Raw genomic sequence first — 13,823 nt, 5'->3', positions numbered from 1 at the left:
TAGCATCCCTAAAAGAACCTATATCCCCTGTGCTTTTATGTTCAGTGCTGGTAATGATATCCAGGCCAACATGCTGTTTTTTTCAGCCCAGGCTGGCCCTGAGAAATTTTTTGCCGATCGCGGAATGATTTCCAACAGCATAAAAAGGTAAAAAAAGCCCAGAATAATCCCAGAAAAATAGTTTATTGCTACTTATCACTTTCTTCAGCAAATACCGCTTGTGGGGTGCTATTGATGCCCATTGTTAAACATTAAATAAAAGCGAAGCGTGGTGAAATCCCGATTTAATTAGGGATAGCTGGAGTAAAAGGGGGGCTTTTATAAGGAATTATCTTAACCAAACGGCCTGGCAGCCCGGTTTTCGGGCGTTAAATTCGCTTCCAGGATACACATCGCCCCCCGATAAATGCCCTTTGAAGGTTAATCGTGGTCGCAATCCGGACAGAATTGCCTATTTTTTGCTCAAAATAAGGCTTTGCACGGTGGTAAATGGACAGGTGAGATCGCATTTTGCCGGGAACAGTGCGTGGCATTTAACTGTTAAGAGCCGATTTCCGTCGTGCCAGCGGTCGATTTCGGCATTATTTCGCTGATGCTGAGTGAGGCATTATCTGAAAAAGCGTGAATATCACCCCTGGTAATAATCAATCACAAGCGGTAATTATTATCAGGGATCGATGGCGGTCACCCGGGGTTGAGGTTTAATCCGCATGGCCCCTACCACGCCCAGGATCAGACAAGTAATACCAGCGGAAGTTAAGGCCGGTGGCCAGCTTTGATACCAGACAAAAGTCCATAACAGCCCAAACAGAATTTCAAATACGATGAGCGGCCCCATTAAAACCGTGGGTAAGCGTTGGCTGGCCGCGTTCCAGCATAAGGTCCCCACCCATGAGCAGAGCAGCCCGATGATCAACATTAATGAGACGAACACCTGCGGTCGGGGGCCAAATGGCAGGGCAAAGTCGGGCCGTTGCCACGCCAGTTGCGCACTCACCAACGCGTACATCATCAGGGCCAGCGGCAGAGTCACTAATCCCTGAGCTGTCGCCCATGTGGCGGGTTTAAGTTGGGGATGGGTTCGTAACCAGCGCGCATTACGCAGCGGATACCAGGTCCAGCAGATGACTGCCATCACCGCCAGGCCAATCCCCGTCAGATAACGGCGGCCATCAAGCGACGCGCCTTGCGACTGCAACTCTGCTGCATTGACACAGACGAGGCCGGCTCCTGTTACCATCAATGCCGGGATCAGCCGCCGCCAGGACAGCCGTCCTTCAAGATGGCCGTAACACAGGTTGGCGGTGACGGCGATAACGATGGGTAAGGTGCCAATAATCATGGTGGAAACCGGCGCGCCCGTTCGCTGGATAGCATTGGCGAGAAACGCGTAATAAAACAGGTTGCCGATCAGCGACAGCTTCAAGGCTTCCCGCCAGTGAGCGGACGTAAGCTGACGCAGTCGATGACGATCGTGCCAGGCCAGCGGCAGGGCTATCAGCCCAAAGGCCACATAACGTCCCGCCGACTGTAAGGTGCCCGGGTAATCCGGGACCAGGATCGGTCCGACAAAAATCAGCCCCCACATCATGCCCGCGGCAAGGGCAAACAGTATCCCCATCAACATCGTTTTTTCCTGTCTGAGTTTTAACATCAGTGTGACCAAATCAGGCAAGAAAGGCTTGTAGCAAATTGCGCTCAGGCTATCGCGAGGTTATCTGTTTTTGATAACGCCCTGGGGTAATGCCATAACGGTTAGCAAAGGCGCGCGTGAGATGCGCCTGGTCGGTCAAGCCCACCGCAGCGGCCACGCTGGCGATCGCTTCGCCCTGCGCCAGCCTCTCTTTGGCCTCATACAGTCGGTACGCCATTAACATTTGCTGAGGTGTCACGTGGAAACGATCGCGGAAAGCCCGTAAAAAATGCCAGGGCGATAATGAGACTAAGGCTGCCAGCGTCTCCAGCCTGACCGGTTCAGCCAGATTCGCACGCAGGTAGTCGCGCACCTTGTCGAAGCGATGCCTGGCTTCCGCTTTGCGGGGAGAGGACATGCGCGCCAGCGGGCGCAATTGAAGCAGCAGTTCTGATAACAAACTGTAACGTGCCAGCGCCGTTTCGGCGTGCCACAACGTCGAGAGAACCTGCGATAGCGGTTGTGCCAGACGGATATCCGTCCTGAGCGCGTCGTTAAACCACCAGCCGCGGTCACCGCTGAGTTCATCCATCAGCTGCGGCTGGATGTAAATCATTTGATAACGCCAGCCCTCTTCGCAGGCCGATTCGCCGGTGTGCAGCTCATCTGGATTCATCATCACCAGCGAATGCGCCGGTGCGGTGTACTGCGTACCGCGATAGCGAAAACGTTGCGCGCCCGCCTCAATCGTCCCAATGCCAAACGCTTCATGCGTATGTGGTTCAAATGCGTAACGAGAGATATGTGCCTGATAAAGCTCCACGCCGGGCAGTTCAGGCGATTGCTTAAACTGCGCGCGATCTTTTTCACAGGGGAAAACTGCAGGAATGCCCTCCACGTCACCTCTCCTTTTATATGCGACACCGTCTTTTATATTGCCCGCAAAGCACGACGACAGGCAAAGATTGTCATCCCCGTTTGAATACGCAACACTGCTTAACAGGCATCCTGACAAGGAACGATCATGCAGCGTGTAGTAATGGTAGTTGATATGCAAAATGGTGTGTTTGCATCGCCGCGTTTCGATCGCGCAGGGCGAGTCGCCCAGATCAACCGGCTGATCAGACAGGCTGACATTACCCTGTTTATTCAGCATCGCGAAGGAAACATGACGGAAGGCAGCCATGCGTTTGCCCTGTTACCTGATATTGAACAACCCCAGAATGCGCATTACATCACCAAAACCGCGTGCGACAGCTTCTGGCAAACGCCCCTGGCATCGCTGCTGACCACTTTATCGGTTACCGACTTCGTGATTTGTGGCTGTGCCACCGACTACTGTGTTGATACCACCATTAAAGTGGGCGCGAGTTTAGGTTATCGCATCACCGTGGCAGCCGATGCGCACACCACCGCCGACCGCACTTACGTCAGCGCGGAGCAATTAATTGGTCAGCATAATGAAGTGTGGGCAGGGTTTGGTCTGCCGGGTAACGTGCCGCGCGTCGTCAATACCGAAACCCTGCTGGCTGAATGGCGGTAGCGGCGACCAACCAAAAGGCACCTGAGCCTATACTTTATGCTCTGACTACTCTTAACGGTAAGGCTATGACTTATGACGCATTTTGGAGGCGCCGTGTTCGAATCCTTTTCCTGGATCAATGAACCTGCACAGTGGCGGTATCATGACGGCACGTTGCAGGTCGTCACCGATGAAAAAACGGATTTCTGGCATAAGACCTGGTATGGATTTGAACGTTTTTCCGGGCATATCTTTGCCACGGAAGTGCAGGAGGATTTTACTTTCCAGGTCAAAATTTGTGCGGATTTTACCACGCTGTACGATCAGGCCGGACTGATGCTGATGCGCGATGCGCAGCACTGGTTGAAAGCGGGCATTGAATATAATGATGGTGCGCCCGCCATCGGCAGCGTATTGACGCTTGGCCAGTCTGACTGGGCCACGGGCATCTTTCCCGGCGATGCGCGGGCATTCTGGCTCAGGTTGACGCGCAAAGGGGACAGCCTGAGACTGCAGTATTCAACCGATGGTCAATGCTGGCCGTTACTGCGTTTGTGCCCTTTCCCGGCAGGCAGCGTTAACGTCGGTGTCATGTGCTGCACACCAGAACGCGCTGGCCTGAGCGTGGCATTTCAGGACCTGTCTTTGACCCCGCCGCTGGATAAGGCCCTGCATGACCTGAGCTGAAGGGAATCGCGTCACGCCAGAACACATGCAGAAAAACAAAAAGCCCCTGTAGGGGCTTTTGCAATACGGAACAACGACGCAATGTCTTAATCAGAACGGAATGTCGTCGTCGAAATCCATTGGTGGTTCATTGTTGTTGCTGGCCGGTGCGCCTGGCTGCTGCTGAGGACGAGACTGCGCGCCGCCACTGAACTGGTTATTGTTCGCCTGCTGCGGCTGTGGCTGCTGAGGCTGGCCCCAACCGTTGTTGCTGCCCTGACCGCCGCCTGCTGCTGGTGCGTTACCGCCCTGCTGACGTCCACCCAACATTTGCATGGTGCCGCCAACGTTCACTACCACTTCCGTGGTGTAACGTTCCTGGCCACCCTGGTCCTGCCACTTACGGGTGCGCAACTGGCCTTCAATATAGACCTGAGAACCTTTACGCAGATATTCGCCGGCAACTTCAGCCAGCTTGCCAAACAGCACGACACGGTGCCATTCGGTGATTTCTTTGTTTTCACCGGTCTGTTTATCACGCCAGCTTTCCGAGGTAGCCAGCGTAATGTTGGCGACAGCGCCACCATTTGGCATGTAACGTACTTCCGGATCCTGACCCAGATTCCCGACAAGAATCACTTTGTTAACGCCACGACTGGCCATGTTGCTGTCTCCCGATGAATTTTTACGTAAACTCTAAACGATCAATTCTAACACGTCCCGCGCCTGGTTTCCCAGTTTAGAGAGGTGTTCCATTTTTAATCATCCGCCTTAAAAAAGCAAAAAACTACTGGATATTTGTTCAGTCTATTTTTTGTGCCATAATGATGCGTTTATTCTGGCCGTGTCGTATGGCGCGGTGAGTGCTGCTAATCCGGGAAAGGTGAATGGATAAGATCGAAGTTCGTGGTGCCCGCACCCATAATTTGAAAAACATCAACCTGACGATTCCTCGCGACAAACTCATTGTGGTTACTGGCCTGTCAGGGTCCGGTAAGTCATCTCTGGCGTTTGATACGCTGTATGCGGAAGGTCAGCGCCGCTATGTGGAGTCGCTCTCTGCTTATGCGCGCCAGTTTCTTTCATTGATGGAGAAACCGGACGTCGATCATATCGAGGGTTTGTCGCCGGCTATCTCCATTGAGCAAAAGTCCACCTCGCATAACCCGCGTTCTACGGTGGGGACGATCACCGAGATCCACGATTACCTGCGCCTGCTGTTTGCCCGCGTGGGTGAACCTCGCTGCCCGGATCACGACGTGCCGCTGGCGGCACAAACGGTCAGCCAGATGGTTGACCAGGTTCTTGAGCAGCCTGAAGGCCGTCGTCTGATGCTGCTGGCACCGGTGGTGAAAGATCGTAAAGGTGAACATACCAAAACGCTGGAGAATCTGGCTACGCAGGGCTATATCCGCGCCAGGATCGATGGCGAGGTGTGCGATCTTTCCGATCCACCCAAGCTGGAGCTGCAGAAAAAACACACCATTGAAGTGGTTATCGATCGCTTTAAAGTGCGCGATGACTTAGCGACGCGCCTTGCCGAGTCGTTCGAAACCACGCTGGAACTGTCTGGTGGTACGGCGATTGTCGCCGATATGGACGATGATGCCGCCGAAGAGCTGCTGTTCTCCGCTAACTTTGCCTGCCCGATCTGCGGATACAGCATGAGTGAGCTGGAGCCGCGCCTGTTCTCGTTCAACAACCCTGCCGGTGCCTGCCCAACCTGTGATGGTCTGGGCGTGCAGCAGTATTTCGATCCCGATCGCGTGGTGCAAAACGTGGAGCTGTCGCTGGCCGGTGGCGCAATCCGCGGCTGGGATCGCCGCAATTTTTATTACTTCCAGATGCTGCGCTCGCTGGCTGAGCACCTCAAGTTTGATATCGAAGCGCCCTTTAGCAGCCTGCCGGACAACGTGCGTAACGTCATCCTGTATGGTTCTGGTAAAGAGAGCATTGAGTTTAAATATATCAATGACCGTGGTGATACCTCGGTGCGCCGTCATCCGTTCGAGGGCGTGCTGAACAATATGGAACGCCGTTATAAAGAGACGGAGTCATCGGCGGTGCGTGAAGAGCTGGCGAAGTTCATCAGCAATCGTGCCTGCACCAGCTGTGAAGGAACGCGTCTGCGGCGTGAAGCGCGCCACGTCTACGTGGAAAATACCACGCTGCCCACCATCTCAGAAATGAGTATTGGGCACGCCATGTCGTTTTTTGAAAACCTGAAGCTGAGTGGTCAGCGGGCTAAAATCGCCGAGAAAGTGCTGAAAGAGATTGGCGATCGCCTGAGCTTTCTGGTCAACGTTGGCCTGAATTACCTGTCGATGTCGCGCTCCGCTGAAACCCTCTCGGGCGGTGAAGCACAACGTATTCGCCTGGCCAGTCAGATCGGTGCTGGCCTGGTCGGTGTCATGTATGTGCTGGATGAGCCTTCCATCGGCCTGCATCAGCGTGATAACGAGCGCCTGCTTGGTACGCTGATTCACCTTCGCGATCTGGGCAACACGGTGATTGTGGTGGAGCATGATGAGGATGCGATTCGTGCCGCCGACCACGTGATTGATATCGGTCCCGGCGCAGGGGTACACGGTGGATCGATTGTCGCGGAAGGGACCGTCGACCAGATCATGGCCGAAGAAGCCTCCCTGACCGGTCAGTTCCTCAGTGGAAAACGCGAAATCGCCTTGCCAAAAGCGCGGGTGAAAGGCGATCCGTCTAAGGTGCTGAAAATCACCGGCGCACGGGGCAACAACCTTAAGGATGTGACGTTAACGCTGCCTGTTGGCCTGTTTACCTGCATCACCGGTGTCTCCGGTTCAGGGAAGTCGACGCTCATCAACGATACGCTGTTCCCGATTGCACAGCGCGCCCTGAATGGCGCGACGATTGCCGAACCGGCCCCCTACCGTGAGGTAGTCGGACTGGAGCATTTCGATAAAGTTATCGATATCGATCAGAGCCCTATTGGCCGGACGCCGCGCTCAAACCCGGCAACCTATACCGGTATTTTTACGCCGGTACGTGAGCTGTTTGCCGGCGTCCCCGAATCCCGTTCACGCGGTTACAATCCTGGCCGGTTCAGCTTTAACGTCCGTGGCGGACGCTGTGAAGCCTGTCAGGGTGATGGCGTACTGAAAGTTGAGATGCACTTTTTGCCGGACATCTATGTGCCGTGCGATCAGTGCAAAGGCAAACGCTATAACCGTGAAACGCTTGAGATTAAATACAAAGGCAAAAGCATTCACGAAGTGCTGGAAATGACCATCGAAGAGGCACGCGAGTTCTTTGATGCCGTACCGGCGCTGGCGCGTAAGCTGCAAACGCTGATGGACGTGGGTTTGTCCTATATCCGCCTGGGTCAGTCGGCAACGACACTCTCCGGCGGTGAAGCTCAGCGTGTGAAACTGGCGCGTGAGCTGTCAAAACGCGGTACCGGTCAAACCCTGTATATTCTGGATGAGCCGACCACCGGGTTACACTTTGCTGATATCCAGCAGTTGCTGGAAGTGCTGCATCAGCTGCGCGATCAAGGCAACACCATTGTGGTGATTGAGCACAATCTGGACGTGATTAAAACGGCGGACTGGATTGTCGACCTGGGGCCAGAAGGCGGCAGCGGCGGCGGTGAAATCCTGGTGTCGGGTACGCCGGAAACGGTGGCGGAGTGCGAGAAATCCCATACCGCGCGTTTCCTCAAGCCCTTGTTGAAAAAATAAATTGTCATGCCCGCCTCTGGCGGGCTTTTTTTTCAGAACTGCTCTGTTTAACCGGATAAATGCAGAATCAGGCAAGATTCAGACACGTATAGGCATATACGCTTTTCGATCCCCTGACTATCCTTAATCCGTTCCTCTTTGGTACGCCCCTGGCGTCACCTTCTTGCTGCGCGCTTTATGCTGCGGCGTTGATTCAAAAATCACGACACACCTTAACTGGAGACTCCATGAACATTACCCATGCGTATGCTGCTCAGGATGCAAAATCCAAACTGGCACCGTTTGATTTCAAACCGCGTGAGCTTCGTGCTCATGACGTACAGCTTGAAGTGCTGTTCTGTGGCGTTTGTCACTCTGACTTACATCAGGCGCGCAATGAGTGGAAAAACACGATTTTCCCAGTGGTACCGGGGCACGAAATTGTCGGTCGCGTTACCGCTGTTGGCCCGGATACGCAAAAATACAAAGTGGGCGATCTGGTCGGCGTTGGCTGTATGGTGGATTCCTGCCGTAGCTGTCCAAGCTGCCAGGAAGGGCTGGAGCAGTACTGTGAAAACGGTTTTGTCGGCACCTACAACGGTGAAGATCGCGTAACAGGTGCTATTACCTATGGCGGCTACTCGACCTCGATGGTTGTGGATGAAAGCTTTGTGCTGCGTATTCCCGAAAATCTTGAGCTGGCAGGCGTTGCACCGCTGCTGTGTGCCGGTATCACTACCTATTCACCGCTGCGTCACTGGAACGTCGGTCCGGGTAAAAAAGTCGGCATCGTTGGCCTGGGCGGTCTGGGTCACATGGGCGTGAAAATTGCACATGCGATGGGCGCGCATGTGGTGTTGTTTACCACCTCACCGTCAAAAATCGAAGATGGTAAACGCCTGGGTGCGGACGAAGTCGTAATCTCTAAAGATGCCGACCAGATGGCCCAGCATACCAACAGCTTTGACTTCATCCTGAACACCGTCGCAGCCCAGCACGATCTTAACCCTTTTATCACCCTGCTGAAGCGTGACGGCAATATGACCCTGGTGGGCGCGCCTGAGCATGATCACCCGGCACCGCAGGTGTTTAACCTGATCTTTAAACGTCGTAGTGTTGCCGGTTCGCTGATCGGCGGCATCGCTGAAACCCAGGAAATGCTGGATTTCTGTGGCGAGCATGGCATTACCTCAGATATCGAGCTGATTGCTATGGATCAGATTAACGACGCCTACGAACGTATGCTGAAAAGCGATGTAAAATACCGCTTTGTTATTGATATCAATACGCTGCGTAACGAATCTGCGGCATAACGCTGCCGTTCGCCCTCTCCCGCCTCGGGAGAGGGGCTTTATCGTCCGGCGTCAGCCTGCTGAAAAGAGGCATCCACCAGATAGTAGATTTGCGAATCTTTTAGCGTGCCATCCAGAAACAGCGTGTTCCAGTGGGATTTATTCAGGTGTTCACTGGGGAACACATCGCTGTGCTCATCCCGCATCAGTTCAGCCAGCGCAGGCGTGGATTTTAACGACACCGCCGGTCGACCTTTCACTTCATGAACCATGGCAAACAGCACGCCGTTGCTCTTAATCTGTGTGGCCTTCCAGTCGCTGTGAACGCTTTGCTCAGCGCCAGGTTTGCTCATGCAATAGGTCAGTAACTCTGAGTTATTCATCATCATTCCCCTTGTAGGGTGGCAACGATACGTCGGGCACCACCGTGAATGCGATGCTCACCCAACCAAATACCCTGCCAGGTTCCCAATACCAACTGGCCACGCTGCACAGGCAACGTCAACGATACGCCAAGACTGGACGACTTAATGTGCGCGGGCATATCGTCACGGCCTTCATAATCATGTTGATAAGGTGCGTCTTCCGGGACATGACGCATAAAGTGCTGTTCCATATCACGTCGTACCGTCGGATCGCAGTTTTCATTCAGCGTCAGTGAGGCTGAAGTGTGTTGCAACAGCAAATGCACCAGTCCGATCCTGATATCACGTAACCCTGTCAGCTGTTGCACGATTTCGTCAGTGACCAGATGAAAACCGCGTGATTTCGCGCTTAAGGTCAAGGTTTGTTGATGCCACATACATTTTTTTCCTGAATCTGTCAGACCATTTAAGTGTGCAGAATGTGGCGCAAAGGTAAACCCGAACCGTAAAAATAAAAAAGCCGCCAGACAATGCTGGCGGCCAGAACCTGCGACGGCTGAGAATTACATTACCGCAGCAAAGGCTTCTGCTACCTGATGGACATTTTTACTGTTGAGGCCCGCCACGCACATACGACCGCTGCCAACCAGATAAACGCCAAACTCTTCTCGCAGGCGATCCACCTGCTGCGCGCTCAGGCCGGTGTAGCTGAACATTCCGCGCTGCTTTAACAGGTAGTCAAAGCTTTTACCCGGCAACGCCGTACTCATCACCTGCACCAGCGCCTGACGCATGTCGATAATACGCAGGCGCATCGCTTCCACTTCTGCCAGCCAGTTCGCCTTTAAGGCAGGATCGTTTAACACGCGTGCCACCACCTGCGCGCCGAAATTTGGCGGGCTGGAATAGTTACGACGCACGGTCGCTTTTAACTGGCCCAGAACACGGCTGGACTCTTCAGCGCTGTCGCACACGATGGAAAGTCCACCGACGCGCTCGCCATAGAGCGAGAAAATTTTTGAGAATGAATTGCTGACCAGCGCAGGCAAGCCCGCCGCGGCAACCGCACGCATCGCGTAAGCATCTTCTTCCATACCAGCACCAAAGCCCTGATAGGCGATGTCGAGAAACGGAATCAGTTCCTGTGCTTTCAGCACCGCGACGGTTTCGTCCCACTGCGCATTCGTCAGGTCAGCACCGGTCGGGTTATGACAGCACGGATGCAGCAGCACGATGCTCTGGCTGGGCAATGTTTTCAGCTTGCTGAGGAAAGCGTCAAACCGCACGCCGTTGCTTTCCGGGTCATACCAGGGATAGGTATTAACCTCGAAACCTGCCCCGCTAAAAATGGCGACATGGTTTTCCCAAGTCGGATCGCTGACCCAAACGTTTGACTGTGGAAAATAGCGCTTGAGGAAATCCGCACCCACCTTGAGCGCACCCGAACCGCCTAATGTCTGGATGGATGCAACATGGCCCGCTTTCAGTACCGGATGCCCGGCCCCAAACAACAAGGGCGCAATCGCGTTGCGGTAGCTGCTTAACCCTTCCATCGGAAGATAGAGAGAAGCCTGCTGCGGCTCGGCACGCAACTGTTCTTCAGCATCGGCAACGGCCTGTAGCTGAGGAATGATGCCTTGCTCATTGTAATAAAGCCCAATACTCAGGTTCACTTTATGCTCGCGCGGGTCCTGTTTAAAGGCTTCCATCAGCGACAAAATAGGGTCGCCAGCATAGGCATCAACGTTTTGGAACACGGTGCAGATCTCCATGGTTGGTCTTGAAATAAAAAGGGCCACTAAACCCTGTAACGCCCGGGACGATGGTTCATTGCGATAATCAAATTAAGCACCACTGCGCCGGCGACAGACGCAACCAACATCGGCAGGCTGACGACAAACAGCGACGCCAACACCACACAGGTATCCACTGCCATTTGCAGTTTACCGGCGCGAATGCCGAAACGGTCCTGTAACCAGAGCGCCAGAATATTGATTCCACCCAGGCTGGCTTTGTGACGAAACAACACTATAAACCCAATGCCCATGATGACGTTACCGAACAATGCCGCATAAAAAGGATTCAGCGTGGAAAAATGCATAAATAACGGGTGCAGGTGGGTAAAAAGTGATACCAGGCCCACGGCACTGAAGGTTTTCAGGGTAAATTCCCAGCCCATACGCTTTACGGCCAGCCAGTAAAACGGGATGTTAATCAGAAAGAAGGCACTGCCAAAAGAGACGGGCGACAGGTAGCTGATTAAAAATGCGATGCCTGCCGTACTGCCGGTCAGGGCACCCGCTTGCTTCAGCATGATCACGCCAAACGAGACCATTAAGGTGCCGAGCAGAATAGCCAGCGCGTCTTCAAGGCGAGAATGGGGAATATCAACGGGTTGTACAAGGTTATCCATAATACTGTCTCAGTGCGAAGGAATGACGCACTGATGCAATAACTACGCCAGCCTTAGTGTGCGGAAAACGCGGTTGTCTTCATCCGCCTGTGTCATCGGCTCTGACAGGGCGAATCGTGCATAGTCGATTTATGTGGCGCACAAAAAACGCATAGATTGACGATTCATCGCACCACATTTGCACATCATGCGCTTTTTTGGCGCACAGCGGGCTCCGCACTCATCATCAGACCATTCTCTTTAAGCCTGCCCAGCACAACCGACGTTTTGACATGGGAAACGCTTTGGTGCCCGGCTAACAACTGGCTGATTAACGCACTGAGTGAGGCTAAATCGGCCACCGCCACTTTTAGCAGGTAGTCGGCATCCCCGGTGGTTTTATAAGCATCAACAATGGCCTCTTCCTGCGCCACCATCTGATGAAAACTCTCGACATACTCAGCGGTGTGGTTGATAAGACGCACTTCGATCAACCCGACCATGCCAAGACCTACCGCATCCGGCGACAGGCGGGCGTGATAGCCAAGAATCAGGTTTGCCTGTTCAAGATTGATACGACGACGTGAGCATTGCGACGCAGAAAGACCCACTAAATCACTGAGTTCCTGATTGGTAAGGCGGCCGTTGGATTGTAACAGAGTGAGGATTTTTAGATCGTAATCGTCTACATGAGTCATGCTGTTTCCATCGCGTAGGAGTGTCGCTTTGCTACAGATAACCCGATTATCTGCGGGATTGTCCAACACTATTTCGTACGGTGGTAAGCGACATGCACAGATCGTGCATGTCGGCGCATAACAGGATTACTCGTCGTCGTATTGCGGTCCGGCGTAGTTATCGAAACGTGACCACTGACCGTTAAAGGTGAGGCGCACGGTTCCGATGGGGCCGTTACGCTGCTTGCCCAGAATGATCTCGGCAATCCCTTTAAGATCGCTGTTTTCGTGATAAACCTCATCGCGATAAATAAACATGATCAAGTCAGCATCCTGCTCGATCGACCCGGATTCACGCAGATCCGAGTTAACCGGGCGTTTATCGGCACGTTGTTCCAGAGAGCGGTTCAACTGGGACAGGGCCACCACGGGCACATTCAGCTCTTTTGCCAGCGCTTTTAACGAACGGGAAATCTCCGCGATCTCCAGGGTACGGTTATCCGACAAGGCAGGTACGCGCATCAACTGCAGGTAGTCGATCATGATCATGCTCAGTCCACCGTTTTCACGGTAGATACGCCGCGCGCGAGAACGCACTTCGGTCGGCGTCAGGCCAGAAGAATCATCGATATACATATTCTTCTTTTCCAGCAAGATCCCCATCGTTCCCGAAATGCGCGCCCAGTCTTCATCGTCGAGCTGACCGGTACGAATGCGCGTCTGATCGACCCGCGACAACGAGGCCAGCATACGCATCATGATCTGTTCGCTGGGCATCTCCAGGCTGAAAATCAGCACCGGTTTGTCCTGTAGCATGGCGGCGTTTTCGCACAGGTTCATGGCAAAGGTGGTTTTACCCATCGACGGACGGGCGGCCACAATAATCAGGTCTGATCGCTGCAGACCCGCCGTTTTCTTATTCAGGTCCTGGTAACCGGTATCCACCCCGGTAACACCATCATGCGGCGTCTGATACAGCGATTCGATGCGTGAAACGGTGGCTTCAAGAATCTGCTCAATATTCTTTGGACCATCATCTTTATTCGCCCGCGCCTCAGCAATCTTGAATACGTTCGACTCGGCAAAATCCAGCAGATCTTCACTGCTGCGTCCCTGGGGATCGTAACCGGCATCGGCAATTTGATTTGCCACGGCGATCATTTCACGTACTACCGCGCGTTCGCGTACGATATCCGCATAGGCGCCGATGTTCGCAGCACTGGGCGTATTTTTTGCCAGCTCTGCCAGGTAAGCGAAGCCGCCTGCCATGTCCAGTTCGCCGCGCGTTTCGAGCGATTCAGACAGGGTGATCAGGTCTATTGGCTTGCTGTTTTCCAGCAGGCGCTGCATCTCGGAAAAGATCAGACGGTGCGAGCGATTGAAAAAATCATTAGCCACGACGCGTTCGGACACGTTGTCCCAGCGCTCGTTATCCAGCATTAACCCACCCAGCACCGACTGTTCCGCTTCCAGCGAATGCGGGGGCATTTTCACGCCTTCCAACTGGCGATCCTGCGTTTCGTTCGATTTGTTGGTGGGTTTATTTCCTGCCATAGTGAATGCATTACCGATCTTCTGTGG

General features: G+C 53.6%; 13 protein-coding genes. 4 read left to right on the top strand and 9 right to left on the bottom strand.

Features of this window, described 5'->3' with window-relative positions; genetic code table 11:
* Positions 1 to 667: 667 nt before the first annotated feature.
* A complete protein-coding gene (locus FBY13_RS11610; RefSeq protein ID WP_063878002.1) occupies positions 668 to 1,627 on the bottom strand; it encodes a DMT family transporter in 960 nt (319 codons plus the stop codon).
* 76 nt (positions 1,628 to 1,703) lie between these two features.
* Positions 1,704 to 2,531: an AraC family transcriptional regulator gene (locus tag FBY13_RS11605; RefSeq protein ID WP_145394214.1), complete on the bottom strand. Its 828-nt coding sequence runs from the start codon at positions 2,529 to 2,531 to the stop codon at positions 1,704 to 1,706.
* 126 nt (positions 2,532 to 2,657) lie between these two features.
* Here FBY13_RS11605 and FBY13_RS11600 point away from each other — a divergent pair, with 126 nt between their 5' ends.
* Positions 2,658 to 3,176 carry an isochorismatase family protein gene (locus FBY13_RS11600; protein ID WP_063878000.1) on the top strand — a complete coding sequence of 173 codons (519 nt, stop codon included), beginning with the start codon at positions 2,658 to 2,660 and terminating at the stop codon, positions 3,174 to 3,176.
* Between the two features lie 72 nt (positions 3,177 to 3,248).
* Positions 3,249 to 3,842, top strand: coding sequence for a DUF1349 domain-containing protein (locus tag FBY13_RS11595; RefSeq protein WP_145394213.1), 594 nt, complete (start codon positions 3,249 to 3,251; stop codon positions 3,840 to 3,842).
* A 90-nt stretch (positions 3,843 to 3,932) separates the two neighbouring features.
* Here FBY13_RS11595 and ssb1 read toward each other — a convergent pair whose 3' ends face one another.
* Positions 3,933 to 4,484: a single-stranded DNA-binding protein SSB1 gene (ssb1, locus tag FBY13_RS11590; protein ID WP_063877998.1), complete on the bottom strand. Its 552-nt coding sequence runs from the start codon at positions 4,482 to 4,484 to the stop codon at positions 3,933 to 3,935.
* A 224-nt stretch (positions 4,485 to 4,708) separates the two neighbouring features.
* Here ssb1 and uvrA point away from each other — a divergent pair, with 224 nt between their 5' ends.
* Together uvrA and FBY13_RS11580 are read left to right on the top strand one after the other, a co-directional pair.
* Positions 4,709 to 7,537: an excinuclease ABC subunit UvrA gene (gene uvrA / locus FBY13_RS11585; protein ID WP_063877997.1), complete on the top strand. Its 2,829-nt coding sequence runs from the start codon at positions 4,709 to 4,711 to the stop codon at positions 7,535 to 7,537.
* 227 nt (positions 7,538 to 7,764) lie between these two features.
* Complete coding sequence (locus FBY13_RS11580) at positions 7,765 to 8,829, top strand: NAD(P)-dependent alcohol dehydrogenase (RefSeq protein ID WP_063877996.1); 1,065 nt, start codon at positions 7,765 to 7,767, stop codon at positions 8,827 to 8,829.
* A 38-nt stretch (positions 8,830 to 8,867) separates the two neighbouring features.
* Here the strand turns inward: FBY13_RS11580 and FBY13_RS11575 are convergent, their stop codons facing one another.
* The 6 genes from FBY13_RS11575 to dnaB all read right to left on the bottom strand — a co-directional run bounded on the left by FBY13_RS11575 (position 8,868) and on the right by dnaB (position 13,796).
* Entirely contained in the window at positions 8,868 to 9,191 is a 324-nt protein-coding gene (locus FBY13_RS11575) for an MmcQ/YjbR family DNA-binding protein (protein WP_063877995.1), read from the bottom strand.
* 2 nt (positions 9,192 to 9,193) lie between these two features.
* Complete coding sequence (locus FBY13_RS11570) at positions 9,194 to 9,610, bottom strand: secondary thiamine-phosphate synthase enzyme YjbQ (RefSeq protein ID WP_063877994.1); 417 nt, start codon at positions 9,608 to 9,610, stop codon at positions 9,194 to 9,196.
* A 126-nt stretch (positions 9,611 to 9,736) separates the two neighbouring features.
* Positions 9,737 to 10,930 carry an amino acid aminotransferase gene (locus FBY13_RS11565; RefSeq protein ID WP_145394212.1) on the bottom strand — a complete coding sequence of 398 codons (1,194 nt, stop codon included), beginning with the start codon at positions 10,928 to 10,930 and terminating at the stop codon, positions 9,737 to 9,739.
* A gap of 41 nt (positions 10,931 to 10,971) precedes the next feature.
* Complete coding sequence (locus FBY13_RS11560; protein WP_145394211.1) at positions 10,972 to 11,586, bottom strand: YitT family protein; 615 nt, start codon at positions 11,584 to 11,586, stop codon at positions 10,972 to 10,974.
* Positions 11,587 to 11,771: 185 nt separating this feature from the next.
* Positions 11,772 to 12,263, bottom strand: a complete 492-nt coding sequence (locus tag FBY13_RS11555; RefSeq protein WP_063877991.1) for an Lrp/AsnC family transcriptional regulator — start codon at positions 12,261 to 12,263, stop codon at positions 11,772 to 11,774.
* A 126-nt stretch (positions 12,264 to 12,389) separates the two neighbouring features.
* Complete coding sequence (gene dnaB / locus FBY13_RS11550) at positions 12,390 to 13,796, bottom strand: replicative DNA helicase (protein WP_063877990.1); 1,407 nt, start codon at positions 13,794 to 13,796, stop codon at positions 12,390 to 12,392.
* Positions 13,797 to 13,823 lie beyond the last annotated feature (27 nt).

This window comes from Pantoea sp. SJZ147 (assembly GCF_007828605.1).
Lineage (GTDB): Bacteria > Pseudomonadota > Gammaproteobacteria > Enterobacterales > Enterobacteriaceae > Pantoea > Pantoea allii.
This window is presented reverse-complemented; position numbering and strand designations above follow the sequence as displayed.